Origin of the sequence: Algimonas porphyrae (assembly GCF_041429795.1) — a bacterium.
Classification (GTDB): Bacteria; Pseudomonadota; Alphaproteobacteria; order Caulobacterales; family Maricaulaceae; genus Litorimonas; species Litorimonas porphyrae.
Window position 1 is genome coordinate 2,166,130 of sequence record NZ_CP163424.1, and the last position, 26,890, is coordinate 2,193,019.

The 26,890-nt window shown below is 60.4% G+C and carries 20 protein-coding genes and 1 tRNA gene; 7 read left to right on the forward strand and 14 right to left on the reverse strand.

Translation table 11 applies throughout. The features are described from left to right. Nucleotides 1-30: 30 nt before the first annotated feature. Entirely contained in the window at nucleotides 31-1,659 is a 1,629-nt protein-coding gene (locus AB6B39_RS10580) for a long-chain-fatty-acid--CoA ligase (protein ID WP_284370581.1), read from the reverse strand. Between the two features lie 81 nt (nucleotides 1,660-1,740). Here AB6B39_RS10580 and AB6B39_RS10585 point away from each other — a divergent pair, with 81 nt between their 5' ends. Both AB6B39_RS10585 and AB6B39_RS10590 read left to right on the forward strand, forming a co-directional pair. Next, nucleotides 1,741-2,706, forward strand: coding sequence for a threonine/serine dehydratase (locus AB6B39_RS10585; RefSeq protein ID WP_371398563.1), 966 nt, complete (start codon nucleotides 1,741-1,743; stop codon nucleotides 2,704-2,706). 13 nt (nucleotides 2,707-2,719) lie between these two features. Next, nucleotides 2,720-3,130, forward strand: a complete 411-nt coding sequence (locus AB6B39_RS10590) for a DUF3806 domain-containing protein (protein ID WP_284370577.1) — start codon at nucleotides 2,720-2,722, stop codon at nucleotides 3,128-3,130. On the opposite strand, the gene AB6B39_RS10595 is transcribed toward AB6B39_RS10590, so the two are convergent. After that, complete coding sequence (locus tag AB6B39_RS10595; protein ID WP_348520162.1) at nucleotides 3,127-3,732, reverse strand: nitroreductase family protein; 606 nt, start codon at nucleotides 3,730-3,732, stop codon at nucleotides 3,127-3,129. The two genes, AB6B39_RS10590 and AB6B39_RS10595, sit on opposite strands and share 4 nt — an antisense overlap. Before the next feature lie 50 nt (nucleotides 3,733-3,782). Beyond that, nucleotides 3,783-4,817: an L-threonine 3-dehydrogenase gene (gene tdh / locus AB6B39_RS10600; RefSeq protein WP_348520161.1), complete on the reverse strand. Its 1,035-nt coding sequence runs from the start codon at nucleotides 4,815-4,817 to the stop codon at nucleotides 3,783-3,785. Nucleotides 4,818-5,004: 187 nt separating this feature from the next. Here tdh and AB6B39_RS10605 point away from each other — a divergent pair, with 187 nt between their 5' ends. Then, on the forward strand, nucleotides 5,005-5,622 hold the full coding sequence (locus tag AB6B39_RS10605; RefSeq protein WP_284370571.1) for a uracil-DNA glycosylase family protein: 618 nt from the start codon (nucleotides 5,005-5,007) through the stop codon (nucleotides 5,620-5,622). On the opposite strand, the gene pbpC is transcribed toward AB6B39_RS10605, so the two are convergent. From pbpC to AB6B39_RS10620, 3 genes are all read right to left on the reverse strand, one after another. Then, complete coding sequence (gene pbpC, locus AB6B39_RS10610) at nucleotides 5,554-7,545, reverse strand: penicillin-binding protein 1C (protein ID WP_284370569.1); 1,992 nt, start codon at nucleotides 7,543-7,545, stop codon at nucleotides 5,554-5,556. The two genes, AB6B39_RS10605 and pbpC, sit on opposite strands and share 69 nt — an antisense overlap. Beyond that, nucleotides 7,542-12,419, reverse strand: a complete 4,878-nt coding sequence (locus AB6B39_RS10615) for an alpha-2-macroglobulin family protein (RefSeq protein ID WP_284370567.1) — start codon at nucleotides 12,417-12,419, stop codon at nucleotides 7,542-7,544. The genes pbpC and AB6B39_RS10615 overlap by 4 nt, the downstream gene beginning before the upstream one ends. Nucleotides 12,420-12,682: 263 nt before the next feature. Further along, on the reverse strand, nucleotides 12,683-13,045 hold the full coding sequence (locus tag AB6B39_RS10620) for an Hpt domain-containing protein (protein WP_284370566.1): 363 nt from the start codon (nucleotides 13,043-13,045) through the stop codon (nucleotides 12,683-12,685). A 74-nt stretch (nucleotides 13,046-13,119) separates the two neighbouring features. On the opposite strand from AB6B39_RS10620, the gene AB6B39_RS10625 reads away from it, so the two are divergent. The 3 genes from AB6B39_RS10625 (at nucleotide 13,120) to AB6B39_RS10635 (ending at nucleotide 17,784) form a co-directional block, all read left to right on the forward strand. Next, nucleotides 13,120-14,274: a CPBP family intramembrane glutamic endopeptidase gene (locus AB6B39_RS10625; RefSeq protein WP_284370564.1), complete on the forward strand. Its 1,155-nt coding sequence runs from the start codon at nucleotides 13,120-13,122 to the stop codon at nucleotides 14,272-14,274. A 100-nt stretch (nucleotides 14,275-14,374) separates the two neighbouring features. Then, the gene (locus AB6B39_RS10630; RefSeq protein WP_284370562.1) at nucleotides 14,375-16,702 is read left to right on the forward strand and encodes a hypothetical protein; all 2,328 of its coding nucleotides are present in this window, start codon (nucleotides 14,375-14,377) and stop codon (nucleotides 16,700-16,702) included. A 44-nt stretch (nucleotides 16,703-16,746) separates the two neighbouring features. Next, nucleotides 16,747-17,784, forward strand: a complete 1,038-nt coding sequence (locus AB6B39_RS10635; RefSeq protein WP_284370560.1) for an RluA family pseudouridine synthase — start codon at nucleotides 16,747-16,749, stop codon at nucleotides 17,782-17,784. On the opposite strand, the gene AB6B39_RS10640 is transcribed toward AB6B39_RS10635, so the two are convergent. The 5 genes from AB6B39_RS10640 to AB6B39_RS10660 all read right to left on the reverse strand — a co-directional run bounded on the left by AB6B39_RS10640 (nucleotide 17,742) and on the right by AB6B39_RS10660 (nucleotide 21,571). Further along, nucleotides 17,742-18,536, reverse strand: coding sequence for an alpha/beta hydrolase family protein (locus tag AB6B39_RS10640; RefSeq protein WP_284370557.1), 795 nt, complete (start codon nucleotides 18,534-18,536; stop codon nucleotides 17,742-17,744). The two genes, AB6B39_RS10635 and AB6B39_RS10640, sit on opposite strands and share 43 nt — an antisense overlap. Nucleotides 18,537-18,662: 126 nt before the next feature. Further along, entirely contained in the window at nucleotides 18,663-18,908 is a 246-nt protein-coding gene (locus AB6B39_RS10645; RefSeq protein WP_284370555.1) for a hypothetical protein, read from the reverse strand. A 334-nt stretch (nucleotides 18,909-19,242) separates the two neighbouring features. After that, nucleotides 19,243-19,329: transfer RNA gene (locus AB6B39_RS10650), tRNA-Leu, on the reverse strand. Between the two features lie 17 nt (nucleotides 19,330-19,346). Then, nucleotides 19,347-20,090 carry a competence/damage-inducible protein A gene (locus AB6B39_RS10655; RefSeq protein WP_284370553.1) on the reverse strand — a complete coding sequence of 248 codons (744 nt, stop codon included), beginning with the start codon at nucleotides 20,088-20,090 and terminating at the stop codon, nucleotides 19,347-19,349. Continuing rightward, nucleotides 20,087-21,571: a L,D-transpeptidase family protein gene (locus AB6B39_RS10660; RefSeq protein WP_284370552.1), complete on the reverse strand. Its 1,485-nt coding sequence runs from the start codon at nucleotides 21,569-21,571 to the stop codon at nucleotides 20,087-20,089. The genes AB6B39_RS10655 and AB6B39_RS10660 overlap by 4 nt, the downstream gene beginning before the upstream one ends. A gap of 37 nt (nucleotides 21,572-21,608) precedes the next feature. Here AB6B39_RS10660 and AB6B39_RS10665 point away from each other — a divergent pair, with 37 nt between their 5' ends. Then, nucleotides 21,609-22,658 carry a DMT family transporter gene (locus AB6B39_RS10665; RefSeq protein ID WP_371398564.1) on the forward strand — a complete coding sequence of 350 codons (1,050 nt, stop codon included), beginning with the start codon at nucleotides 21,609-21,611 and terminating at the stop codon, nucleotides 22,656-22,658. Here AB6B39_RS10665 and thiD read toward each other — a convergent pair. From thiD to ftsH, 3 genes are all read right to left on the reverse strand, one after another. Beyond that, the gene (thiD, locus tag AB6B39_RS10670) at nucleotides 22,558-23,436 is read right to left on the reverse strand and encodes a bifunctional hydroxymethylpyrimidine kinase/phosphomethylpyrimidine kinase (RefSeq protein ID WP_284370548.1); all 879 of its coding nucleotides are present in this window, start codon (nucleotides 23,434-23,436) and stop codon (nucleotides 22,558-22,560) included. The two genes, AB6B39_RS10665 and thiD, sit on opposite strands and share 101 nt — an antisense overlap. A gap of 602 nt (nucleotides 23,437-24,038) precedes the next feature. Next, nucleotides 24,039-24,851 (reverse strand): dihydropteroate synthase, encoded by an 813-nt coding sequence (gene folP / locus AB6B39_RS10675; RefSeq protein WP_284370546.1) that lies wholly within the window; start codon nucleotides 24,849-24,851, stop codon nucleotides 24,039-24,041. A 78-nt stretch (nucleotides 24,852-24,929) separates the two neighbouring features. Continuing rightward, nucleotides 24,930-26,876, reverse strand: coding sequence for an ATP-dependent zinc metalloprotease FtsH (ftsH, locus tag AB6B39_RS10680; RefSeq protein WP_284370544.1), 1,947 nt, complete (start codon nucleotides 26,874-26,876; stop codon nucleotides 24,930-24,932). Nucleotides 26,877-26,890 lie beyond the last annotated feature (14 nt).

Sequence of the window (26,890 nt, forward strand, 5' to 3'; positions counted from 1 at the left end):
GGCTGACACGATCACGTCTCGAACACGGCCCTAGTCGGCACCTTCCAGATCGAAGTCCTTATATTGCACCTTCAACTCGCGCTTCAGGATCTTGCCTGTCGCGCCGAGTGGGAGTTCGTCCTGGAACACGATGGCATCAGGCATCCACCATTTGGCGCATTTATTGGCGATACAGGATTTGATCTCGTCCTTGTTCGGCTCCTTGCCGGGCACGGGCTGAACAATCAACATGGGCCGTTCCTGCCACTTTTCGTGACGCACGCCGATGCAGGCCGCCATGGCCACATCCGGATGATCACAGGCAGCATTTTCGACTTCGATCGAAGAGACCCACTCGCCACCGGATTTGATCACATCCTTGGACCGGTCCGTGATCTCCATATAGCCTTCGGGATGCAGCGCGGCGACGTCGCCTGTCGCGAACCAGCCATCATCCGTAAATGCGTCGGAACCGGCACCCTTGAAATAGCCGGACGCAACCCAAGGGCCGCGCACATGCAGGTGTCCGGAAGCTTCGCCGTCTGCAGGCAACTCATGGCCTTCATCATCGACAATACGCATTTCGACGCCGTAGATACGGCGGCCAGCCAGCAATTTGTGCCGGACTGTCGCTTCGTAATCATCCATGTCCGTGTCCGGATGCGGCGCATAGGTCGAGCCGAGCGGAGAGGTTTCCGTCATACCCCAGCCCTGCTGCATCGGAATACCGAGATCGAGCTCATAGGCGCGCAGCAGGCTTTCCGGCAGTGCCGAACCACCGACCAGTGCCTTCTTGACCTTGGGCAGGTTGATGCCTTCCGCCTTGCAGTGATTGTAAATGCCGAGCCAGACGGTCGGCACGCCCGCCATCAGCGTCACGCCTTCCTGCAGGATCACGCGTGTCAGGTTCGGACCATCCAGTGCCGGACCCGGCATGACCAGTTTCGCCCCGACCATGGCCGCCGAATAGACGAGACCCCAGGCGGACACATGGAACATCGGGACGACGCCGAGGATTGTGTCTGCGCCGCCGCCGCCGATAACATCCGTCGCACAGCCGGCCATGGCATGCAGGATGGTCGAGCGGTGACTGTAGAGAACCCCTTTCGGATCGCCGGTCGTACCTGACGTGTAGCAGAGGGTGCAGGCGGTGTTTTCGTCAAACCTTGGCCAGTCGATCGTATCCGCTGCGCCTGCGATGAAGCCTTCATAGTCGATTGCGAAGGGCACGCTGTCAGGTTTCTGATCCGCATCGGTCAGGCTGACCCAGCGTTCGACTGTCGGGCAGACCTTGTGAATGCCGGCGGCGATGGGCGCGAAGGTCGTATCGAACATGACATATTTGTCTTCGGCATGATTGACCATCCAGGCGATCTGTTCGGGTTTCAGGCGCGGATTGATCGTGTGCACGATCGCGCCGATGGAACTGACGGCGTAGTAGATTTCTATGTGACGGTAATTGTTCCACGCGATGGTGGCGACGCGGTCGCCCATCTTCACACCGGCGTCGAGCAGCGCATTCGCCAGTTTGCGCACACGGACGGCGCAATCCGCCCATCCGTAGCGGTGCTCGGTCAGGTCGGTGTTCACAGACATGATCTCGCGTTTCGAATGCACCGTCGCGGCATGTTCGATCAGATCTGAAATCATGAGCTCGCGGCTCATCATAAGGCCCAGCATTGGCAGGTTCCCCGGTTATGTTTCTCTTGATTGTGGGCGTCTTTTTCAGACATGGGCGGATGGGTCAACTCGGAGAGCGCGATGAACACCCCATCTTACGAAGATGTGTTGAAAGCGGCGGAGCGTATCGACGGTCACGCTGTGAAGACACCGTTGTTGCACTCGCCGGATATTGACGCGATCGCAGGCGCGGAAATCCACTTCAAGGCCGAGTGCCTGCAACATGTCGGGGCCTTCAAATATCGCGGCGCGCGCAACCGCTTGGCGGCCATGTCGGACACTGAACGCGAACGCGGCGTCGTCGCCTTTTCCTCCGGCAATCACGCGCAAGGTGTGGCCCGCGCTGCAAAAGAACTGGGCATCGATGCCATCATCGTCATGCCGTCGGATGCGCCTGCGGTGAAGGTCGCCGGTGTCCGCCGCGATGGGGCGACCATTGTCAGCTATGATCGCCTCAACGAAAGCCGCGAAGCGATCGCCGCCCAGATCGCAGAGGAAGACGGGCGCACCATCGTCCCATCCTACGATGATCCATACATCATAGCCGGACAGGGGACGGTCGGGCTGGAGATCGCGCGCTCCGATCTGGATTTCGATGCGCTTGTCACGTGTATGGGTGGTGGCGGGCTCTGTGCAGGAATCAGCCTCGCCATGGGACAGGAAAGCCCCGAGACCCATATCTTCGGGTCCGAACCGACCCATTACAATGACCATCAGATGAGCCTGCGCAGCGGTTCGCGACAGCGGATCCGCGACGACGCACCACCGACCCTGTGTGATGCCATCATGACTCCGACGCCTGGGCAGATGACCTGGCCGATCAACGCAGAATTGCTCACGGACGTCTTCGACGTCTCCGACGAGAACTGTCTTTACGCAATGAAACTGGCCAGAACGCATCTGGATGTGACACTCGAACCTGGCGGGGCCGCCGCAATGGCAGCGGTCGTGACGGGTCGGTTGCCAGATCACTATCAGCGCGTGGCCGTCATACTATCGGGCGGAAACGTCGACCCGGACGTGCTGGAGCGGGCTTTAAGGACATGAGGTGAGATCAACAATGAATGTCCGTAATCTCAACAAACTTGAGATGGAAGGGTTAGATCAGTCTCGTAAATTGGCTTTGCGATTGATGAACGCGACCACAGATTTTACGACGAATGCCTTTGACCAAGCCTATGCTGATGTCCTTGAAAATACCGCGAGCAACATTTTATTCCAGTCTGCATTAGGCATAGCTTTAGGCGATCTTATTCTCTCGAAAAGCGACTACATATGGTTGAGAGTGGAAGACAAATATGGTGAAGAAACAGCCGTTGGTCTCCCGGATCCTCAAATCGTCTGTTATCCAATTAGCATAATTCAGAAACGACTTGCTTCAAAAGAGAGAATGGACTCTGCACAACTTGTGAGATCGACAATCAGCGCCATGGAAGAGATGAGAATATCTGGCGAGTATAGATCAAACTAAGTTTTGAATGTCGCGATTTCGTCTAGTGACTTCTTTTCCAGCGCATGGGCCGGGACGGTGCAGCCCTCCGCCGGGTAGCCGACAACCAGAAGCACGAAGGGCTTTTCCGTATCGGGCCGACCGCAAATCTCCCGCAGGAATGTCATCGGTGCGGGCGTGTGGGTCAAGGTTCCTAACCCGACCGAATGAAGCGCCGTGATCAACATGCCGGTCGCCAGACCGACCGATTCCGTCACATAGTAGTTCTTGCCGTGATCGCCGCGTTTCTGCGCGAAGACTGCGATCAGCCAAGGGGCGGTTTCCAGAAACGGCTTGTGATCATCTGTTCCAAGCGGTTCCAGCGCGTCCAGCCATTCATCGGACGCCCGACCGGCGTAAAAGGCGCGCTCTTCGGCTTCTGCCGCTTCGCGGATCGCCTTTTTCGTCGTCAGGTCGGAAATGGCGACGAAGTGCCAAGGCTGGAAGTTCGCGCCGCTCGGTGCCGTTCCAGCGACCTGTATAGCCGTTTCGATGAGGTGTTGCGGCACGACCTGATCAGAAAAGTCACGGATCGTTCGGCGCTTGGCCATGTGTGCGCGGAAGGCCTCAAGCCGCATCGCCATTTCGTCTTCTGAGAGGGCTTCATACCCGGTCAGTGGAACGGTCCGGGCACTCACAACTGCGTCCAGTCCAAAATGACCTTTCCGGTCTTGCCTGTCTCCATCAGATCGAAGGCCTGCTGGAAATCCCGCGCAGCGAAGCGGTGCGTAATCATCGGCTTCATATCCATACCGCTATCCAGCATGGCGAGCATCTTGTACCAGGTCTCATACATCTGGCGGCCATAAATGCCTTTCAGGTTCAGGGCCTTGCCGACGATCTTGGCCAGATCGACCGGATAGGGCTGCGCCGGGATGCCGAGCATGGCAATATTGCCGCCCATCAGCATCGTATCGAGCATCTGATCGAAGGCGGGCTTTGCGCCGCTCATCTCCAGACCGATATCGAACCCCTCTGTCATTCCGATGTCAGCCATGACCGCTTTCAGATCCTGGTTCATCGTGTTGACCATCGTCGTTCGCCGCGTCAGCGTTTTCGCAAAGTCCAGCCGCCAGTCATTAATGTCGGTCAGCACGACACGGCGTGCGCCGGCGCGTTCGCAGACGCGCGCCGCCATGATGCCGATCGGACCTGCACCCGTAATCAGGACATCTTCGCCCACCAGATCATAGGCGAGAGCCGTGTGGACCGCATTGCCCAGCGGATCGAGAATCGCAGCCACTTCGATATCGAAATCATCGCCCAGCGGGATCACGTTGAATTCCGGTAAAGCCAGATATTCGGCGAAAGCGCCCGGCAGATTGACACCGATGCCTTTCGTGTCCGGATCGAGATGAAACTTGCCGGCCCGTGCGTTGCGGGACTTCCGCCCGACGACATGGCCTTCGCCGCTGACACGTTCGCCGATCTTGACCCGCGTGACGGTGCTCCCGACAGCGGCGACGGTTCCGCCATATTCGTGGCCGACCACCATCGGAACGGGGACGTTGTTCTGTGCCCAGTCGTCCCACTTGTAGATATGCATGTCCGTGCCGCAGATCGCTGTGCGCTCAATCCGGATCAGGACTTCATTGGGCGCGATCTCCGGCACAGGCACGTCCTGCATCCAGAGGCCTTTTTCCGCTTTGGCCTTGACGAGGGCTTTCATCGTCTGAGTCATGTTGCAGCTCCAATATCGCAGTCTCGACCAAGCGGCCAAGGCGTGAACCCTGAATATTAAATCCTGAATCGTGAACCCTGAATAAGGCAACAAACCGGGACTTCACCTATTATCTTGTCATCATGGTGGAAAGCTATGCCCCTTGGGCCATGCCGTCACCCGAAAGGAACCTTCCATGTCGTCACTGCAGTCCCTGGTTCAGACCATTCGCGCCTGCGACGTGTGCGCCCATTCGACACCGCCCCTGCCAGTGACGCCAAACCCGATCCTGCGCGCCAGCGAACACGCGAAAATACGCATCATCAGCCAGGCTCCGGGAACGCTCGCGCATGCCAGTTCCCTGCCGTTCAACGATCCGAGCGGGCGGCGCTTGCGGGACTGGCTGGGGGTCAATCCGGCGACTTTCTATGACACTGACAATTTTGCGATCACGCCGATGGGCTTCTGCTTTCCGGGTCAGGACGCGAAAGGCGGTGACCTTCCGCCGCGCCCTGAATGCGCCCCGCTATGGCAGGCCAGGCTGGATGCAAAGCTCCAGAATGTGGAGTTGATCCTGCTGGTCGGGCTTTATGCCGTGAAACATTATCTGGGCCCGACCGCCGAGCGAACGCTGACCGAGACCGTCCGAAACTGGCGCCACTACGGCCCCCGCATCATGCCCCTGCCCCATCCGTCATGGCGCAATAATGCCTGGATCAAAACGCATGACTGGTTTGCCGATGAATTAGCGGAATTGCGGCGGCGCGTCGACGATCTGGTCACGCGTCACGACGCGGATATTGGCATTCGCTGAACGCCCCAGACGATCAACCGCACTGATTTTATAGAAACCGGCATTGCGGGGGGTCCAGACCGCCAGTCCCGCCTCTTTGCGCACGGCCTGACCGGAAACGAAGAGTGTCACGGGCTCGTCGCTGTCGACAGCGATCGACAGGCCGCGATCGCTAGCCAGAACGTCCGTCCCGTCTGCCGGGAACAGAATGACAGGCCCCCTATCCGTCTCTGACGGCAGAGTAGACAAGGCCTCGGGCGCCTCCGTCACGCGCTGTGAACTGTCATCGTCCAGGAACGGCGCTGCAAGATCGAACAGCAAGGGCGCTGCCGACGCGCGCCCTGTCTGTCCCGGACGCGGCGCACCGTCAGGGCGACCGGTCCAGACGATAATGACGTAATCACCCGCAAGACCTGCTGCCCAGCTATCCCGGAAGCCGTAGGAGGTCCCGGTCTTGTAGGCGACACGTCCGACACCCTGCATGTTGGCAAAGCCTTTCGGCACGGGCGCGTCCCGCAAGGCGTCGACGATCGCGGCGGCGGTTGCCTCTGAAACCAGTCTATAGCGATCCCCCTCCGGCGCGTCGGGCGTCCATCGGAGAGGTCCCGCCTCCCCACCATTGGCCAAGGCCGTATAGAGCACGACCAGATCGCGCGCCGACAATCCCGTTCCACCGAGCGCCAGGGCGAGGCCGTCTCCCTGTGCATCGCCGATCCGTCCTCGCGCCTGCGGCCCCGCAGCCGACATGGCGGCGCGGAACCGATCAGCCCCGACGGCATGAAGCGCCATCACGGCCGGGACATTCAGCGAATGCTGAAGCGCTTCACGGATCGTAACCTGACCATGATAGCGCCGCGTGAAATTCTCCGGACGATAGGAACCGAACCGGGTTGGCGCATCGCGCACATCGCTCTGCAGATCGAGCGTACCGTCATCGCGGGCCATGGCATAGATGAATGGCTTCAGAGTTGAGCCAGGCGAGCGGACCCGGTCCGTCATGTCGATCCAGCCCCCTGCATGATGCCGCGCGCCCGTCCCGACAAGCGCTCTCACCTCACGACTCGGGGCATGAACGATCAGAGCGGCAGCATTGACGGGGACGGCCTGTCTGGTCGTCCAGGCGGCCAGAAGACGCGTTGCGCGCGCCTGCTCATCCGGGTCCAGCGTACTGATCCCGTCGCCGAAGGTCTGATGGGCGAGAATATCCCGATCCGGCAGGGCCTGTCTGGCCGTGGGAACGGGTTGCAACTTGGCCGCTGTCGCCATGTCAGGGTCGATCAGATCCGCATCCAGCATTCTGTCGATGATCCGGTCGCGTCCCGCCTTGGCGGCCACGGGATTGCGGTCGGGCCGTCTGGCTTCCGGCGACTGCGGCAAGGCGAGCAGCAAAGCGATCTCGTCAACCGTCAGATACCGCGCCGACTTGCCCAACCAGATCCGGCTTGCCGCTTCGATCCCTTCAATGTTGGATCCGTAGGAAATCCGCGTCAGATAACGCTCCAACTGCTCGCGCTTACCCATGCGCAGATCAAGCCGGACGGCTTCCAGCGCCTCGATCATCTTGGTGGGGACGGTTCGCGGTCGCGGCCTGTATTGGCGTCCCAGCTGCTGGGTAATGGTCGATGCGCCTGACACGATCTCCCCGGCGCTCAGATTGCTGCGCAGAGCCCGCCCGATCGCCAGCACATCCACGCCGACATGCCGATGAAAGCGCCGATCCTCGATCGCGATCAGAGCCGCAATGAATGCGGGATCGACCGCCGCCAGATCGACCGGCAGTCGAATGCGCCCATCATCGACAGACGCCATGTGCAGCACCGTCCCGTCCCGCGCCTGCAGAACGGACGATACGCTGTCGGCATCCTCGGGCAGGACCGGGGACGCCAGCCAGCCTAGCGCCAGTACGGCGCAGGCGATCGCGGCTATGGTGCGGCGTCTGATCACAGGGTTGGCGGCGGAGTCACGGCTATGCGGCCACCCGCCGTCGATGCCATGCGGCTGGGGCGGTACATATCTTCCAGATGCGCGCCCGGAAGGGCGAAATCCCCCTGCGTCGTCGCCCGCAGCACATAGGCCAGACGCCGCGCCGGTTCGTCCCAGCGCGTATCCGTGCGCCAGGACGCAACGAACCGGTCATCGCGGGCTTCCGTCATGTCGACCGACGATAGCACGCCGAGCCAGCCAAACGGTCCGGTGTCCCCCGCATCGTCTGCATTCAGGACGGTTTCGATTTCAAACCCTGCCGGTAGAAGATCGGCCAGGACCCACATGGCCGATCCCCGACTCGTTCCGCTGGCTTCGAGCAGAACCACCATTCGCTCTCCGCGCGAAACGGACGCGCCCGACAGGCGCTGTCCATTCATGGCAAAAAGCGACTTCTGGAGTTCGGCACTTTGCGCGCGCGCCTGCATCGGCCCGTCCGGCAAGCCTGTGACGGACACTTGCAGCCAGACGGGAGCACTCTCGTCATTGCCTATGCTGATGACGGATTGATCGCTCGGAACGGAGCGCGTCGCTGTCATGCCAGAGGCCGTCCAATCCTTCTGCTGGACAAAGGGAACACCGCTGGTTCGGCGTCCTGCCAGTGCCCGCAGCACCCAGGCTTTCTCATGGGTGTTCAACTGCTCCGGGCTGTCGGTCTGCAGGGTCAGCATGGCATCCGTCAGAGCGGATTCGGAGAGGTCGTCCGACAGGGCGAGCAACATGGCCGCATTGCGAATATCCGTATCGTAATAGCTGACCGGGTCGTCGTTCAGCCGATCCGCGGCGCGCTGGAAAGCCGCATTCGCGCGCTCGTCCGCGCCCATGGCTGCCAACGCGTAACCCAGATGCGACTGCGCGGCGGAACTGCGGAACCGGTCGCCGAAACGACGGTCCAGATAGAGCAGTTCCGTTTTCTTGACCCGGTCATGACGCGCGAGTAGCGCAAACGCATAGGCAGCCCGTTCCGCCGTCCTGAGCGCATAATCCGGAGCCTCGGAATCCAAGCCAAAATTATAATCGAGTGACAAGGAGGATGACCCGTCAAGCTGAGCGAGCTGCCGCACGGCATCGAGCGTCCGTTCGCGGGCGCTGGGCGCGATGTCGAACCCGTCAGCATCAGCCTGGAGAATGAAATCGCTGATATAGAGCTGGAGGTAGGGACTGGCGGCCCCGTCATCGCGCCGCCACAGCCCGAACGTTCCGTTCTGGCTTTGTCGGCTCAGCAGGGTTTCCACGGCAGACTGAATGGAGGCGCGTCGTTGCGCATCAGAAAAGTCCGGCAAGCGGCCCAGACTTTCGGACAATAGCAGCGGCATGGCCACGCTCGTGGTCTGCTCCGAGCAGCCATATGGATAGCGCTGCAGCGAAGCGAGCAAAGGTTGCGGGCTCAGCCCCGGCGAGAATGAGGCCGAAATCAGTGTGTCCGTCTGCCCCTGTCGAAAACCGCTACGATCCGCTGTCAGGTCAAGTGACAGAGATTGCCCCGGATCGATCTGGATGAAGCGGGTGCGGGTCTCCGGCAAAGTCGCTGCACGCGTTTCGATCTGGTAATTGCGCGTCACGTCAAAGTCTGGCCCGGTCGTTGACAGATTGAAGGTGGAAACACCGCGATCGCCGCCCTGAATGTTCACCCCGCCTTCACGGCGCTGCCCTCTGGTCAGAGGCACGGTGAGCTCATCGACCAAATCGTCATCCCGGGACACGGTGACGACATAATCCCCGTCTGCGCCATCAATATTGTCCAGCGCGACGGTTGCCACAGCATTGTCGCCCGGCGCGAGGAAGCGTGGCAGGGCCAGCTGTGCCGTGACCGGATCGCGAACGACCATACGCGACGCTGCGCTGCCGATCTTCGTCTCAGACCAGACGACGCTCATGATCGTCAGCTCCCCCTGAAAGTCCGGTATATCGAGCGGGATGGTCGCCCGTCCGTTGCGGACCCTGACCGGGCCGTGAAACAGGCTGACGATCTGTGTCGGCACAACAGAGAGGCCAGCCCCGCCCAAACTGTCCCCGCCGACGCGGTCCGCACCTGAAAACGGCGCCAGCATGCGCGCATAATCGTCGAACACATCGATCGGAAAGGCCAGCTTGCCGAAAAAGTGTCCTTCCGGATCGGGAGGCGTGAAGTCCGTGATCTGCAGGATCCCGCTATCGACGGCAGCCAGTGTCAGAAAGGCCTCCTCCCCGTCCAGACCGGCAACCTGCACAACAATGTCCTGCATCTGTCGCGGCGCGATCCTCTCCGGAGTATCCAGGGTTACGCTCAGGCGCTGATCGCTGCGATCGGCCGGAATGTGAACCAACCCGACAGCCCGGCGGGGCTGCGCGTCTTCGCCCGGCGTATAGACGGTCAGCATGGCGTAGAGATCGGTCGTCCAGTCCCGGTCGATCGGCAAGCGGATCTGCGACTCGCCCGCATCGATGCGGACCGTTTGCACCGTGCGCACATCGCGGTCGGCGACAACCAGTTCGCCTACGCCGCCAAAGGGTGAATTGACGCTCAGCACCACCGTATCGCCGGGGCGGACATCCGACTGACTCAGCCCCATATCGATCCGGTCCGGCGCGGCGGTTTCGCCGCCACTGCGACGCCAGCCCGAGCCGAACTGATAGGAAAAGCGCGCCCCTTCAGAGGTTGTCACCTGCAAACGGTATTGTCCGTAAGGCAAGGCTTGCGCAAAACGGTATGGCCTATCCGCGCCCAGGCTGACCTTTGCTTCCTCCAGGACGAAATCGCGGCGGTCACGACGATAGCGCCAACGGCCATCTTCCCGGTACCAGTGATAATCGTAATCTTCGCGGATCAGAGCGATTGTCGCATCCGCAGCCACCACGTCGCCAGTGGCGTTCACGGCGATCAGATCGATCTCGGCAGGGGTGTTGCGCTTGGCATAACCGCCATCGAAGAGTGGATTGAAGCCGACATAGACGTCTTCGCTGCGTAGCGGCAGGAACAGGCTGTCCCGAACATATCGTCCACCAGGTTCTGCGATCCCGGCCGTCACGAAGGCCCGCAAGGGCGAACGGGAGCGATATTCGTCCCCCGCCAGATCGATGGACGCTGTATAAAGCCCGTCAGCATCCGTCCGGCCGTCACCCAGCCGCAGAAACTGCTCGCGGTAGGTTTCGACCGCATCGCCGAACTGGTAACCGTCCCATTGCGGGAAGGGGTCGGGGTCGACACTGATGCGCACTTCTGCTTCCGCGTCCAGATCCCGACCTTTTGCGCCATAGAGAAAATCAGCAGCCACGGTCAGTTCTCGCGCCTCGCCCGGCCGGAGCGGTGCCTTGTCTGCGCGCAGATCGAGGCGCAGCTGTTCCGGAATGAAATCCTCGACGGCAAACCGAACAGTGCCGACCTTGTCCAGCCCGTCCAGCTGCACGATAGCCGTCCAGCGACCGCGCGGTGCGTCGCGGGGAATGCGGATCGTTTCGATCATCGCACCCGCCATATCGGTGGGGCTGATACGTCGTTCCAGCCACTCCGTGCCGTCCGGCTGACGCACGATTAGCAGACCGTCCCGATCGAAAGCCGCCTGCGTAGCACCGTCGCGGATCAAAGCAGTCAGATTGACCGTCTCTCCAGGCCGATAGACCCCGCGCTCCGTATAGAGCCAGGCGTCGACGGGACCGGTCGCCTCTCGCCCGGTGACGTCATAGGCCGTCAGATCAAGTGGGCTTCGCGCCAGATCCAGCGCTGCGAAGTCATCATTGCCCGCATAGGCCAGAAGCATTTTCGGTGCCATATTCCCTGCCCCGCGCAAGGCTTCGCCCGGAAATTTCGCGCGTCCTGTGGCGTCCGTCCGCGCTTCGGCCAGCACATCATTATTGCGCGCGATCAGTGTCAGTTTGACGTCGCCCACAGTCCTTGCCGAAGTGATCGACCGGACAGTGACATGCAGCGAGTCCGCGCTCCGGTAGGAGGCGATCGCCAGATCGGTGACATAGAGCCATCGCCAGGACGACGCATTGCGGCGGTTATCATCACCGGATTGCTGATCCAGCTGAACGACATAGGCGCCAGGTCCGTGTTCGGAGACGATCGATTCCATGGCGTAGCCAGCTTCGACAATTTCATTGACGGCTCCGGACATATCCAGAGTCTCGCTGTGTATTTCGACCCGCGTCGACCAAGCGGCTGAGTTCCAGGACCAGTCACCTTCGATGCTGGTTTCACCGATTTCCGGGCTCTGATCGAACAGCGCCCGGTGATTGACTCGGTACAGCGTCAGCTGCACCTGATCGCTGTTCATCGCCCTGATGCCGAGAACGGAATCATTTTGGCGGGGCAGGATGATCCCGTCGCCGACAAAGCCGACCATGGCCGGTTTGGGATCGAAACTGACGGTCTCGGTCAGATCGGCGCGCAGCTGGGCATCGTTCGTGGCGGAAAAGCCGGCCCGGATCGTCACTGTCGATGTCTGAGTCTCGTCCAGTCCGAGGACGCACAGCGTCGAGCCGTCGACCTGCAGGGAGATGGGCTGATCCGGTTCGATCCGGACAAAGGCCCGGTCATCGATCACGCCATCCGCATCGAGCGCCTCCGAAAACCGGAAGCAGGCTTTTGGCACGCCATCATTCCGTCGCGTATCGAGACCACGATAAAGCAGCACATCGGATACGGGGGTGTTTACCGAACGATCTCCAGTCACACCAGAGTCCGCAGGCGTCGTGATTTCGACGTCCGGATTTTTGGATGAACGGATATCCGCAGCGTCATCCGGACCTGCTGCAAAGCCAAGCGTCGGGCCCAGATAATAACCGGCCAGCCCGGACGCCCCCAATAGTCCGACCAAAATCAGTCCAAGTACCCAGCCCTTACCCGTGCTCACAAGCCGCACCTCCGCTATCTAGTGAATCGGTATGATCGTCATTTCTCTATAGTGAAAGCGCTTTACGTCCAAAGCGAGGCGAAAACGGGGTTGGCGTCCGTCTATTTTACGTCGGCTTAAGCCTATACCTCAAACCCGTCTTAAGGGTCGATGGCTATTCATCTTGCGTACAGACTGACCTCGACAGAGGTTGGGCCCTAGAGAAAACGTTCACGCATTCTTCTCTTGTGTCGCCGCCGCCATTCCCCCTGGCGGCGGCGTTTTCATGTCCGCAAGTCACGCAAGCCTTGGCGATGCTCCCAGCGCTGGATTTCCGTCCGGACCTGTTCGATCGAAAATTCGATATTCTGAACGGCTACGTCGCGCGCGCCCATGCGACGTTCAGGCCCTATCAGTTGCTCAGCATCCTCGCAAAGCGCGGCAAGACGCGTCGCGCCCACGGCCTTAGCCGATCCCTTCAGCGAATGGGTCACGGACGCCCAGACCTCGTCATCGGCATCAGCGGTCAGCCCCTTGCCCCACATTTCGGTCTGATGGGTGAAGAGCGAGAATATTTCGCGCGTCAGCGCGACATCGCCCCCCACATAGCGGTTCAAATGGTCGAAATCGATTTCTGTCTGTGACATGAAAAGGAACTCTGTCGTTAGGGCGCGCCAACGGCTATGCGAGTCGGCAGACTATGGAAAGGGCTGATCTAGCCATGCGTTACTATGACCCTAGCCCGATCGGCGATACGCGCTGGTTCACCTGGCCCATCGTCCTGTGGATGACGATCATCGTCTGGATTGGCGGACAGCTGATCCTGACGGTGCCCTTGCCCTTCATGCTGGGGGCCTATGACCCGGAGGGTTTTGCCCGCCTGTTCGAGCTGTTCGATGCCGAAACGGCACGACCTAAATCGCTATTCGAACGTATCGGCACACCGTCTCTGGTCGTCGGCACGCTGACCGGCGGCCTTGGATTGCTGGCTTACTTTCTGGGCGGGCGCGAAAAAGGCGCGCTGTGGATCGCGATGATCGGTATTTTCCTGACCTTCTTCGGCCTCGTCCCCTTCTTCATGAGCAGCGCAGAGATGACGGAAGCCAATGAACTCGTCCTGTCGGTCATCGGTCTATCACCCTTTGCCTATATGTTGATGCTTCTGACCTTCCCGGTTGCATTGATCGGCCTGTATTGGGGCTGGACGCGGGTTCACAAAGGCACGTTGCGAGCCCTGCATACGACAGCCAAACGTTTTCGTTGGCTGCGCGTGGCGCAGTCATTTCTGATCATGTGGATCGTCCTGGGTCTTTACGGTCTGACCTTGAGCCAGTTCACCGACAATGCCCCGCAATTCGTCTTCGATGCGGCCCGTTTCGTACCCTATGCCATTCTGTCGCTGCTGCTACTGCCGGTTCAGAGCGCGACGGAAGAAATCGTCGTCCGCGGCTATATGAACAAGGCTGCGATCCGCTTTCTCGGCAATAAATGGGTCGCATTCATTCTGACCAGCGGCCTGTTCATGGCCCTGCATCTGGCCAACCCCGAAGCTTCTGCCGGAGCTGCATCCGGCAATCTACCCATCGTCATGAGCGGCTATTTCTTCTTCGGCTTTGCGGCCTGCCTGATGGTCCTGATCGATGACGGTCTGGAATCCGCCATCGGCGTCCATGCGGCAAATAACACGTTCGCGGCGATCTTCGTGAACTATGAGAACTCTGTTCTGCCGACACCGTCCATCTGGCAGGTCCGGGCAGAACCGACCGGGGATGCCATTTCGACGATCCTGATCCTGAGTATCGTTCTGGGACTGCTCTACCTGACACGACAGAAAAACCGTGACGTGACGCCCGCGACGGTCGGGGCTGCGGATTGATTATCAGCGCCTATCGTCGCTTTTGTTCATTCCGGCCCTATGATAGCGCGGTCAGTAAGAATCGCTGACAATATGGCGAAGAGAGGATGGTCAGGGGATCGTGTCGGATATCAGCAAGAAGATCTTCTCCATCGATCCCGACCCGGACGAAGACCCGATCGCGATCGTTCCGCCCTTGCCCGATGACACTAAGCCGGACGCGCCGGACGACATACTGGATCTGGACACACCCGATGTCGACACGCCGCAACGCAGTCGTATTCAGCTGCGTCCGGTCGACGAGCTGACCGATCGCGACATCGTCCAGTCAATCCGCTCCTCTAGACCCTTTGCGCCGATCACCGCTGATCACACCGAACAGTCCATCGCAAGCGACCCTGTTCATCCCGTCATCGACCGCCCGCCCGCCACGATAACGCCGGATCCGGGCCCCTCGCCCAGCCTCGTCGCCGCCCTTGCCCCGCGCGAACGCACTGACGATCGCTATCCGGCTTCGCCGAAGCCGGGCCGAGCCTATGGCTGGATCGGCTTCATTCTGACCGTACTGACCGCGGGCTGCATTGGCGGGCTGGTATATGTCATGCTGGCTGCTGACAGCGCGCTCACCCCGATGGAGATGGCCATCATTGCGATGGCCGCCATCGTTCCGGCTGCGACAGTCGGCACGCTATGGGCTGCGCTGCGGGCCCTGTCGCGCGTGACGCAGCAGGCCGACCATCTGGCCGTTGCAGCGGAACGGCTGACCCATGTCGATGATCGCGTTGCGAAAGATGTGGCCAGCATGTCCGCAGCCATCCGGTCCGAGCTGACCCATGTCGACACCCATCTGTCTGCCACGCGCCAGCATTTGCTGGGCGTCGCCGAACAGGCCGCCGTGCAGGGTGCGGAACTGGCGCAGATGACACAGAGCGCGGCGGACAATGCCGAAGCGATCGACCGGGCCGTGACCAGCCACCGCGAACAATTCCGTTCCCTTCTGTCCGAGTTTGAAATCCGGCTGCAAAGCTTGGCACAAAGCGTCGAACGTCATGCAACCCTGCTCGAAACAGCGGGAATGGATAGTGCGGCACGTATGGAAACCGTCACGCAATCACTCAGTGAAACGATCAATACCGTCTCCGATCGGGGGCGCGATCTGTCCGGTCATGTCGAAAGCGCCGACCAGACCCTTTCGGCAGCGGAAGCGCGCCTGCAGGCGATCTCGGACCGCGTTGCGGAACGGACGACGGAATTGACGTCCGCCTATGACCGCCGTTCGCAACATCTGAAGGATCTGTCGGATCGCATGACGGCAGAAACGAGCCGCACGGACGACGCTCTGACGCATCAGATCGGACAGCTCGAGGCGATCGACACCCAGATCGCATCGACGCATGACCGGCTGACCGCCGTATTGGACCATGCCCGGGGCATTCAGTCGCAACTGGCCTCACGCCTGTCTGACATTGACAGTACGCTATCCGAAGCCGACCGCCGCTCGCGCGCCTTTACCGCCGACATGTCGGACCGGGTCAACGACTCGATCGCCCAGACGCGCCGCGAACTCTCGATAATGGAAGGCGAATTGCGCGTTCTTCAATCCCGGATGAAAGACCAGTCCGCCATGACGCTCGGACTGGAAGACAAGCAGGAGAGCCTTCTCGAAGCTCCATCCGCTCGCATCCATCTGCAGCCGCTCGAAACCGATTTCCCGCCGCTCGAACCGCAAAGTCTGGATATTCCGGAAGAACCGACGGATGATGCGAACGAATCCTTGTTGGATCTCGTCGAAATCGTCGAAGTTTCGCCGCCCGCAGACCTGTCGGGCCGCGTCACGCCCGCTGACGATGTCGTCCGCAGACCCGGTCTTGACGCGTCGGCGAAAGGCCCCTTCGGTCGTCCCAAGCGCAGCGATAATTCCGACAGCGCGAAGACTGGCAGCTGGCGCTGGCGCGACATGCTGGGCGGGATCGATCCGCTCCATGAGGCGCCGTCAAATGACGCAGCTGCGCAACCCGCATCAATACAGCCCGCATTGCCACAACAGGGTGTCGATCGCCCCCCGGCCGGCGTGCCGTTGAGCCCGCCTGTCACAGGCTTGCAGTCCGTCAATGACGGGTCGGATATCGTCGCGCGCCTTTGTGAAGTGCAGCTGGCCCCGAGTGCCGTCGTCGATGAGGGGACGATCTACGAAGCGGCCGCCGTCCGCCGGACCGGGGGCGAAGAAGCCCAGAATGCCTGCGTGCAGGCGCGGCTGGACGGGCCGATCGCGCATTTGCAGCGGGTCCTGAACGAAGATCTGGAATTCAAGCTGCGAGCAGAGAGTTTTCGCCGGGCCTATTCCGATACGCTCCTATCGATACATAGCGACGACGCCTTGCAGGCCAAGCTCGGCTCCGCAACGGGTCGTGCCTATCTGTTATGTGCGGCGGCGCTCATTGCCGCGTAAGCTCACCATGTCGGCCTGTCGTCCAGCCTGTAACGGAATGCCGCATGACTGACGGTCACTGGCAAACCCGTATCGCGGAAGCCCCCGAAGCCGGCGAACGGGTCGACAAGTGGCTTTCCAGCTGGACCGAACTGTCCCGGGCACGCGTGCGCGATCTGGTTGAGCGCGATCATGTCCGCGCCAATGGCGACATCATCAGAAAAGTGACTGGCAAGGTTCGCGAGGGCGTCGAATATGCCGTTCTGGTCCCGCCCCCTGTCGATGATACACCCAGGCCCGAAAACATCCCGCTCTCCATCTTGTATGAGGATGAGCATCTGATCGTGATCGACAAGCCGTCTGGCCTCACCGTCCATCCCGCCCCCGGATCACGTGCCGGGACATTGGTTAATGCGCTGCTGTTCCACTGCGCCGACACGCTATCGGGAATTGGCGGGGTGATGCGCCCTGGCATCGTGCACCGTCTCGACAAAGATACGTCCGGCGTCATGGTCGTTGCCAAGACGGACAAGGCGCACCGCGGACTGGCCAAGCAGTTTGCCCGGCATACGATTGAAAGAGCCTATATCTGCCTGGTGCGGGGGCGGCCCAATCCGCGATCCGGGCGGATCGCGACGCGACTGGCCCGCTCGTCCCATGACCGCAAAAAACAGTCGGTCGTCCGGGGCACGGATGACAATCTCGACGCCTCGGATCATGGTCGACACGCGATCACCCATTACGCCAGCCTGCGCGGCTTCGGTCAGAAGAAGAATGCCAGCGTCGGTACGCCCGTCGTCGCCGAAGTCGAATGTCGCCTGGAGACAGGCCGGACGCACCAGATCCGTGTGCATATGGCGCATATTGGCTGCCCGCTGCTCGGTGATCCGCTTTACGGCAATCAGCGCGCCTTTCTGTCCAACCGCTCCGCGGTTGAAGGTCGGGTGCGCGACGCCATCGCCACCTTCAAACGGCAGGCCCTGCATGCGCGCCTGCTAGGCTTCGTCCATCCGATGACGAAGGAGGCGATGACATTCGAAACGCCGCCGCCAGCGGATTATCAGGCGCTGGTCGAGTCTCTGTCCGGACTGCCGCGATCATAGCGCAAGGCCCACGCCGCGAGGACGCGGCCGACATAATCGGCATCGTCATCATTTTTCAGAAGCAGATGATCGGCCCCGTCCAGACTGACGAAACTTTTCGGATGTTTGGCATAGCGGAAGATGTGACTCGCATTGTCGATATTCACGACCCGGTCCTGCGGTGAATGAAAGACCAGCAAGGCCCGGTTCAGGTCGGCCAGCCCTTCGGCTACATCATGTTTCTTGATGTCGTCGAGAAACTGGTTCTTGATTACGAAAGGCCGCCCCGCCAGCATGACTTCCGCCTGGCCACTCTCGATGATCTCCTCCAGCTTGTCGGCAAAATTATGCACGATGTGGGAGGTCGAACAGGGACTGCCGATCGTTGCCACGGCAGTCACGGATGGCAGACTCTCCGCCGCTTTCAATGCAGCCGTCCCGCCAAAACTATGGCCGACCAGCAGACCGGGCGCTCCGTAATGATCCGCCAGATAGCCAGCGGCGGCCTGAATCTCGCTGACATTGGTCGAGAAATTCGTGTCGGAGAAATCACCGCCCGAGTCGCCCAGCCCGGTGAAGTCGAACCGCAGCATGCCGTAGCCCTGCTCGACCAGCGCCTTGGCGATCGTCTGCAGCGGTTTGAAATTCTTCCCGATTGTAAAGCCGTGCGCAAACACGACGTAATCCAGCACCTCGCCATTATCCGGCAAGTCCAGTCGCCCAGCGAGATCGTGACCCAGCGCGCCGGGAAATGTGAAACGTTCGGTTTTCATATGCGTGGCGTAGCGCATTCCTGCCGCGGATGCGATCACCTCAAGATCACATCTCGCAGATCGGCTTGCCAACGTCCTGCGATCAGCCGCAATTGCAAGATCCGGGGATGTGTTTGACCCCGGCGATCAGACGCAGGTGAACTGCCCACCGCTCCCGTCTGTCCCGGCGTTGGGCTTGCACGTGTCAGGCCATCCGGTTTCCTGCCAGGCCGTCACAAGGCCAACCTTGTCGGCCCATGCGGCAGATCTGGGGTGCTGCCGGATCGTCCTTCCTCCCTCACCTTCGCCCCAGACAAAAATCAGATTTGTCGGCGTGTGGGCATAGATGTGACTATCGATGGCATCCATGAACCGATCAACTTCGCCCAACATACGCCATGCGCCGACAGTGCTGCTCGTGACGGGATAATCCGGGTCTATTGACTGGTCCAAAATTGCGATGAATTGTTTTCTGACAGTTTCGTCGTTGAAGCTCTGAGAATATCGATCGCAAGTTCGCCCCTTCGTACCTTACTTACGACTAACAGGGTTGAGCCATCATGCCCGCCTTTTGTGGGCTGCCCCACGTCATGTGGGCTGCCCCACGTCATGAGCTGTTGGCACCCAACGGACTCCCATGAGGCATGTCACGAAGCATCCTTCCCAGTCTATTTCAGGCCATTCCGAAACAGCCGACGAAGGTCATTTCTTTCCGGGTCGTCAAGTTTGGTGCGGGCGGCCGGACTTGAACCGGCACTTCCTTTCGGAAAACAGATTTTAAGTCTGTCGTGTCTACCGATTCCACCACGCCCGCGGAACAGCGCGTTCGACCTAACCGTCCGTCAGTCGTGCGACAAGCCTTTCAAGGTCGGCTTTTACACGCGCCAGCTGCTCTTGATCCGGTCCCCGCGCCACGAATGTCACACCGCGCAGTGCATCATTAAAGAAGGGATAGCTGCCGATGGAGATGTCCGGATAGGACGCTTCGATCCCGGCCAGCGGCTCTGCCGCGTCCCCCTCGCCAATGCCTTCACAAGTGACACTGATCTGATGGGTCCTGGCGCCGCCTTCGATCCGGTGACCAATGTCGGCCAGCATGCCCCGCATGATCTGCGGTACACCGGCGAGCGTGAAGACGTTGCGGGTCTGAAATCCGGGGGCCTGACTGACCGGATTGGCGATCAGGGACGCCCCGTCCGGAATACGCGCCATACGCCGCCGCGCGGCGTTGAGCTCACCTTCCGCATACCGCTCGCGCAGCGATGCAAGCGCGTCGGCGCGTTCGGCTATCGTCAGATCGAAGGCGGCGGCGATACAGTCCGCCGTGATATCGTCATGGGTCGGTCCGATGCCCCCTGTGGTAAAGACATAATCAAACCGATCCGAGAAATCGCGCACCGTGCGGGTGATGATCGCCGCGTCGTCGGGCAGAATGCGTGCCTCGCCGACCGATACGCCCAGCGGCGCGAGAAAGTCTGCAATCGTCGCCAGATTGGTATCCTGCGTCCGTCCCGACAGCAATTCGTCACCAATCAGCAGGACTCCTGCCGTGACCTTGGTCAGGACGGTCGTCACCGGGTTTTCGCCGTCTTTTTAAGGCCGGCCAGCACGGCCCCATCCCGGTCATAAATGTCGTCAAGATACCGCACGCCCGAAGCATCGCTGACCGCCGTCATATAGAGAATGTGGACCGGCACCGGCTGGGAGAGATTGGCGCGTGTTTCCCGCCCGCCATCCAGCGCAGCGTCGATCCGAGTGCGGTTCCAGTCTGGCGTTTCCGAGAGTAGCCACTCCGTCAGATCGATGGGATCCTGCGTCCGGATGCAACCTGAGGAAAAGGCGCGCTGTCGCTGGGCAAACAGGCCCCGATTGGGGGTGTCATGAAGATAGACATTGTGGCTGTTCGGAAACATGATCTTGACCTGACCCAACGCATTCTGATCGCCGGGAGCCTGACGGATACGATAGGGCATGGTTCCGGCAGGTACCGCTTTCCAGTCAACCGTCGACGCATCGATCACAGCGCCTGAGCGGTCCAGAACCTGAAAACCGAGGCGTTTCACGGCTGCGGGGTCTTTCTGAAACAGCGGCAGCTTGTCACGGCGGGCAAGACTGGCCGGTGTCTCCCACCAGGGATTGAGCACGACATAGCGGATTTGATCGGAAAAGACGGGCGTCTTCCGGTAAGGGCGTCCGACGATGGCCCCGTGAACCCGGTGGATCGCGCCGTCCTGCCAAGCCTGAACGGAGAAATCGGCAATGTTGACACGCACATGTCGACGACCCAGATCATCCGCCAGCCAGCGCCAGCGTTCCAGATTGACACGCAGCTGATCGATCGCCTGCGACGACCCGCGATTGAGCGCCCGCAGGGTTGCAGGACCGACCAGACCATCTGCATCCAGGCCATTTTCGGACTGGAACGTCATGACTGCATCCGCCGTCGCCGTATCGAATTGGCCCGTCGGATCCATGCTCAGACGTCTTTGCAGCGTCTCGACACGGGGTGAGCTCATGCCCGGCTTGAGCGTCTCCCCAGACGGAATTTCGATGTCGTTCGTCTGCGGCGCAGAGCGGCGGCGGCGCATCTCGGTCACGAGCGATTGATAAGCGGAATGTTGTGGTGCCAGCGCGTCAAGACTGCCCGCAAGCTGCCCCTCCGCCAGCGCCCCGCGCAATGACGCAACCAGATCGGCCTGTCGCCCTTTTGCGGTCCAGTCAGGTTCAACCGATGTCGGCGACAACTTACCGAATGCGATGTGCGACGCCGCGCTCATCCACGCATCAACGGCATAGAGCGCCATCTCGCCAGAGGTGCCCTTGTCCCGGATCAGCGCCAGGTGATAATCCGTCGGGTCGAGCCCGTGATCCACGACGCTTTCCAGCGCGGCGATCAGATCGGCTTGTGGAATGGCGGGTCCCGGCACGACGTCCGATCCATTGGTGTAAGCCAGCATCGCCTTCGGGGCGAGCGGATTGAGCGGTCCCGGCGCGGTCGCAAAAGCGCCGGCGGCGAACGCGTTTAGAACTAGGGCCGATGCCAGAATTCGTTTCATTTTCGCGCGTCTTTCCCTCGGTTTACGCCACCCTTAGATGCCGCAGCCCTATTCACAAGATCGGAAAACAGATGCGTTGACCGGTCTGGACCAAGCTGCCACGGGGCAGGTCGTGCAGCCCAAACCCCTCAGCCGTCCAGTCCTGTTGACCCTCTGCCTGTCACTGATCCTGATCTGGGGCAGTGCGTTCAATTTCGTCGGCGTTGGGGTGGATCATATCAGCCCGTTCTGGCTGACGGCATGGCGTCTGGTCGTCGGGGCGCTGTTCCTGACAGCCTATGCCTTGCTCAGCGGAGCCCGCTTCCCAGCGCTAACCGATCGACGCTGGGTCTGGTATTCCGGCCTGGGGCTGACAGGGGCAGTCGTGCCGTTCCTGCTGATGGCGCAAGGTCAGAAGACGGTCGATAGCGGACTGACCGCTGTCATCGTCGGGGCCATGCCGCTAATCACCATTTTGCTGGCGCATTTCTTCACATCCGAAAAACTGACCTTGTTCAAGATAGTCGGCTTCTTCATCGGCTTTCTGGGCGTAGCCGTCCTGTTCCTGCCGGATGACTTCGCTGTCGGGCTGACGGGCGACTGGAAAGCGCAATTGCTGATCCTCGGCGCAGCCTTCTGCTATGGCGGCACAACGGTGGCGGCGAAGAATGCGCCCATCACTAACGCCGCGGTGGGCGCGGCCATCATGATGATCGCCGCCAGTGTTGCAGGCGTGGGGTCCGCCCTGATCGTCGATCCCGGCGGCCATGTGCCCAATCTGACGGCGCTGATCATGATCCTGTTGCTGGGTTTTGGCGCGACGGGGATCGCGACGATCCTCTATCTGGTCTTCATCGAAAGGGTCGGGCCGAGCGCGATGGCGCGGTTGAACTATTTCCCGCCTGTCGCCAGCGTCGTCTTCGGCGTCTGGTTCCTGCACGAACCGTTCACGTGGAAGATCGCCCTCGCCTTCGCCATCATCATTCTCGGCGTCTTCGTCAGCCGGATCAGGAGGACAGACCCTTCAGCGCCGCAAATGGATTGGCCGGATCCGGATCAGGGTCGTCCCCGTCCGCCGATCCCTGCGGTACGGCCAGACCGTGATTGAGCGGCCCGCTGCCGCCGCCCAGTTTCGGCGCGGTCCGGATCGCCTCGAACACATAGTCTCGGGCTGAACTGACCGCCTCGTCCAGATTGGCGCCTAACGCCAATGCGGCAGCGACCGCGCTGGCCAGCGTGCACCCCGTGCCGTGCGTATGACGCGAATGGATGCGCGGCCCCGTCATCACACTGGCCCCGTCTTCGGACACCAGCACATCGACCACGGACGTCATGTCCAGATGCCCGCCCTTCATAAGCGCGGCATAGCTCCCCATCGCCAGAATCGTTTCGCCCGCCTTGGCCAGATCATCCGTATCGGTGATGGACAGACCCGTCAGGATTTCCGCTTCGGGCACGTTAGGCGTTACCAGATCGGCAATCGGCACCAGCAGCTCTTTCATGGCGGCAACAGCGCCTTCTTCCAGAAGCCGGTCGCCGGATGTCGCCACCATGACCGGGTCCAGCACAACGGTCGCGTCCAGCGGCTCGATCAGCTCATATACGGTGCGGATAATGGCTTCCGATCCCAGCATGCCGAGCTTGATCACATCGACGCCAATATCGCTGACGCAAGCTTCGATCTGCGCCCGCACCATGTCGGGGCTCATCAAATCCACCTTATGCACACCCAGGGTATTTTGCGCTGTCACGGCTGTAACCGCCGTCATGGAATAGGCCCCAAACGCCGCGCAGGCCTTGATGTCGGCCTGGATACCCGCGCCCCCGGAGGAATCAGACCCAGCGATGATAAGGACGCGGGCCGTCGGTGTGTCAGAAGTATTCATAAACTAGAAAACTCGCCAGTGGAGTTACCCAAGAAAGGAAAATTAAAACGGCTGACAAGCAAAATAATTTAGTCGCAAAGAGACGACTTCGCTCAGCCTTGACCTCATTAGTTCTTCTGTCAGCCTCAGAAGTCTCGAACATACTTTTAAGTTCTGTCAGCGTTGTCTTGATGTAGTTATCGTATGCGATCCTGTTGTCTTGAGTGCCTTGATGGTTTGAGCTCAATGACTGCGCTTCGAGAGTTCTGACATTCAAATCTACCAATTGTTTGGATTTTTCGTGCAGTCTATTGTGTTCATATCCATAAATTAGGTGCGATGTGAAACTCATCATACATAGGTATGAGGTTATTAACGATAATAGCGACCACAACGCTGAGTACTTAGACAAATGCTTAAACTCGCTAGCTATTGATGGGTCAGCAATAGTCGAAATTGAAAACAGGAAGGTGGCCCCTGCAGCCGCGGTATTTCCTAGGAAAAGCGTCTTTCGTAACGAGACACCTTCTTTCCTCATCTCTGAAGATAGAAAGACTGAACTATTCACTTCAATGTTTTGAAACTCTGACTTTAACGACGTTTGCGCTCTGAAGAGGTCGAGATCAGTGGGCATATATTTCCTCCCAAACCCGCAACGCCTGCCGCGTCTCTGCCACGTCATGGACGCGCAATATCGCGGCCCCCTCCTTCGCCGCATAGAGCGCACTCGCCAGTGAGCCTCCCAAACGCTGGTTCACAGCACTCCCGTCGATCTTCTGAATGAAGCTCTTCCGCGACGTGCCAATCAGGGTCGGCGCGAGGGCTGCGAAGCGGGCCGTGTGACGCAGGATGACGAGATTATCCTCCAGCCGCTTACCGAACCCGATCCCCGGATCGATGGTCATTGACGCGCGATCGATCCCGGCGGACTCGCAGGCCGCAATCCGGCCCTCGAGCCAGTCCAGCACCTCCTCGACGACCGCTGTGTAATGGGGACGGTCCTGCATCGTCTCCGGCGTGCCTTGGGCATGCATCAGGATGACGGGGCAGCCGAGCTCGGCGGCGAGCGTCAAGCTGTCGTCCGAATAGGTCAGGGCTGACACATCGTTCCATATATCGGCCCCCGCCAGAACAGCCGCCTCGGCGACCTCGGGCTTGCGCGTATCGATGCTGATGATGGGTTCGGGGTCCTGATCGCGGGTTGCGTCGCGAATGGCCTGAATGACGGGAACGACCCGGTCGCGTTCTACTTGCCAAGGCACGGCCTGCGCACCGGGGCGCGTGCTTTCACCGCCAATATCGAGCATATCTGCGCCGTCATCGATCAGCCGCCGCGCCTGCGCCACAGCCCGATCGAGATCGACAAATTGTCCGCCATCGGAAAAACTATCCGGCGTAACGTTGAGGATCCCCATGATCTTCGGCCGTGTAAACATGCTCAGAGCTTAGCCTCTCCCCGGTCAAAGAAAAAGGCCGGGTCGCCCCGGCCTCCTATTTCATTGCTGCGAACGGTATTACGCTTCCGAGGGGCCCCCGATGGTCTTAGGCCCTTTGCTGGATTTCGTCGTCGGCACGGGGCTGACGGTCGGGCGCTTTCCGCCGGACAGGTCGGGCCGTTTCGGTTTGGTCCCATCGTCCAGCAGCGCCTTGATTTCATCACCGGACAGCGTCTCATATTCCAGCAGGGCTTCGGCCAGCGCGATCCAGTCATCCTTTTTATCGGTCAGTATCTCACGCGCCTTGTCATGGGCTTCGGTCACGAAACGCTTGATCTCGCTCTCGATCAGTTTTGCCGTCTCAGGCGAAATGGCAGATCCGCGCCCGATGCCGGGGTGGAAGCTCTGCTGGTCTGTATCCTTATAGGCGATCGGGCCGATTTCATCTGACAGGCCCCACTCCGTAACCATGGCCGTTGCAATCCGTGTGACCTGCTCGATGTCCGAGCTCGCACCAGAGGTAACCTTGTCATAGCCGAAGTGAAGTTCTTCGGCGGCGCGGCCGCCCATCGCCATCGCCATGCGGGCAATCATTTCCTGACGGCTCTGACTGATCTGATCACGCTCGGGTAGATATTGCACCATACCGAGCGCACGCCCACGCGGGATGATCGTCGCCTTATGGATCGGCAGGCTGCCTTCCATGTTCAAGCCGACAATGGCGTGACCGGCTTCGTGATAGGCGGTCATCGCCTTTTCTTCATCGGACATGGCAAGCGTCCGGCGTTCAGCCCCCATCATCACCTTGTCGCGCGCATCTTCGAACTCACGCATGGTAATCTTGAGCTTGTTGCGCCGTGCCGACAGCAGGGCTGCCTCATTGACGAGGTTGGCCAGATCCGCGCCAGAGAAGCCGGGCGTGCCGCGTGCGATATATTTGACGTCAATGTCAGCCGCCATCGGCTTGCCGCGCATGTGAACTTCGAGAATTTTCTCGCGTCCCTGAATATCCGGATAGGGCACCTCGATCTGGCGGTCGAAACGACCGGGACGCAGCAATGCCTTGTCGAGCACGTCCGGGCGGTTGGTCGCAGCGACGATGATCACGCCTTCCTGACCTTCGAACCCGTCCATTTCGACCAGCAGCTGGTTGAGTGTCTGTTCGCGTTCCTCATGTCCGCCGGATGTGCCAACGCCGCGGTGACGACCCACCGCATCGATTTCGTCGATGAAGATGATGCAGGGTGCATGTTTGCGCGCTTCGGCGAACATTTCGCGCACGCGGGACGCACCTACGCCAACGAACATTTCGACGAAGTCAGAGCCCGAAATCGTGAAGAACGGTACGCCCGCTTCGCCCGCAACGGCGCGTGCCAGCAGGGTCTTACCCGTTCCGGGCGGTCCCACCAGCAAGGCACCCGTCGGGATACGCGCGCCAAGGCGAGTGAACTTGCTCGGATCCTTCAGGAATTCGACGACTTCCTTCAGATCTTCCTTCGCCGATTCCACGCCCGCCACATCTTCGAATGTCACGCGCTTGGTGTTTTCGGTCAGCAGCTTGGCCTTCGACTTGCCGAAGCTCATCGCGCCGCCCCGGCCACCGCCTTGCATGTTGCGGAAGACGAGGAAGAACAGGCCGATAATGATCAGCAGCGGCAGAAGCGATAGAAGGATATTGGCCAGAACGGACGGCTCGGTCTTTTCCGCATATTCATAGGGCACGCCAGAGCCGTCCAGTATCTCACCCGCCGGATCCGCCGATACGGGGGGCACATTGACGGAATAATCTTCGCCATTGCGGAGTTTGCCAGTCACCACGCCGCCAGGGATGTCGATCTTGGCGGACTGGACTTCGCTAGCTTCGACCCGTTCGCGGAAGTCAGAGAAGGTGAAGGTTTCACCGGGCGCGGGGCGCGAGGCCCCGCTTTGCGCGACCGTGAACACAATCAGCATCAGCAGAATGATCAGCCCCCACACGGCAAACTGCCGGTTATTATTGGGGGGCGGTGTCTTTTTCTCGGCCATGGGACTTCCAGCAG

Bases quoted from the DNA above. Each gene is read 5' to 3' on its own strand.
- AB6B39_RS10580 (WP_284370581.1), bottom strand. From the start codon at position 1,659: ATGCTGGGCCTTATGATGAGCCGCGAGCTCATGATTTCAGATCTGATC.
- AB6B39_RS10585 (WP_371398563.1), top strand. From the start codon at position 1,741: ATGAACACCCCATCTTACGAAGATGTGTTGAAAGCGGCGGAGCGTATC.
- AB6B39_RS10590 (WP_284370577.1), top strand. From the start codon at position 2,720: ATGAATGTCCGTAATCTCAACAAACTTGAGATGGAAGGGTTAGATCAG.
- AB6B39_RS10595 (WP_348520162.1), bottom strand. From the start codon at position 3,732: ATGGCGATGCGGCTTGAGGCCTTCCGCGCACACATGGCCAAGCGCCGA.
- tdh (WP_348520161.1), bottom strand. From the start codon at position 4,817: ATGAAAGCCCTCGTCAAGGCCAAAGCGGAAAAAGGCCTCTGGATGCAG.
- AB6B39_RS10605 (WP_284370571.1), top strand. From the start codon at position 5,005: ATGTCGTCACTGCAGTCCCTGGTTCAGACCATTCGCGCCTGCGACGTG.
- AB6B39_RS10620 (WP_284370566.1), bottom strand. From the start codon at position 13,045: ATGTCACAGACAGAAATCGATTTCGACCATTTGAACCGCTATGTGGGG.
- AB6B39_RS10625 (WP_284370564.1), top strand. From the start codon at position 13,120: ATGCGTTACTATGACCCTAGCCCGATCGGCGATACGCGCTGGTTCACC.
- AB6B39_RS10635 (WP_284370560.1), top strand. From the start codon at position 16,747: ATGACTGACGGTCACTGGCAAACCCGTATCGCGGAAGCCCCCGAAGCC.
- AB6B39_RS10640 (WP_284370557.1), bottom strand. From the start codon at position 18,536: ATGAAAACCGAACGTTTCACATTTCCCGGCGCGCTGGGTCACGATCTC.
- AB6B39_RS10645 (WP_284370555.1), bottom strand. From the start codon at position 18,908: ATGTTGGGCGAAGTTGATCGGTTCATGGATGCCATCGATAGTCACATC.
- AB6B39_RS10660 (WP_284370552.1), bottom strand. From the start codon at position 21,571: ATGAAACGAATTCTGGCATCGGCCCTAGTTCTAAACGCGTTCGCCGCC.
- AB6B39_RS10665 (WP_371398564.1), top strand. From the start codon at position 21,609: ATGCCGCAGCCCTATTCACAAGATCGGAAAACAGATGCGTTGACCGGT.
- thiD (WP_284370548.1), bottom strand. From the start codon at position 23,436: ATGAATACTTCTGACACACCGACGGCCCGCGTCCTTATCATCGCTGGG.
- folP (WP_284370546.1), bottom strand. From the start codon at position 24,851: ATGTTTACACGGCCGAAGATCATGGGGATCCTCAACGTTACGCCGGAT.
- ftsH (WP_284370544.1), bottom strand. From the start codon at position 26,876: ATGGCCGAGAAAAAGACACCGCCCCCCAATAATAACCGGCAGTTTGCC.